At 54.8% G+C, this 263-nt stretch carries 1 protein-coding gene; it reads left to right on the forward strand.

Annotated elements, in window-relative coordinates:
* Window positions 1-263: helix-turn-helix transcriptional regulator (locus tag RG959_RS24360; protein ID WP_369335206.1), on the forward strand; the 263-nt coding region annotated here is incomplete at both ends.

Below are 263 nucleotides of genomic sequence, written 5' to 3' on the forward strand. Positions count from 1 at the left end.
GGGTACGCCCGTCAGGTTGGATTTCAGGGGCCGGATAAACTCGCCCGGGCTTTACGCACCGGAAAATCCGGGGCCATAGGCGTCATTTTTAACGATGCCATGAGCTATGTTTTTATCGATCCGCATGACGTCAGCCTGATGCGCGGCGTCGCGACCCGCTGCGAAGACCGTAATATTAATCTGGTGCTGATACCGCTTCAAAAAGGGCCTTCATCGCTCACTACCCTGGTGGACGGGTATATTCTCAACGCCACGCATAACAG

It is taken from the genome of Domibacillus sp. 8LH (assembly GCF_038806185.1).
GTDB classification, from domain to species: Bacteria; Bacillota; Bacilli; order Bacillales; family Domibacillaceae; genus Domibacillus; species Domibacillus indicus_A.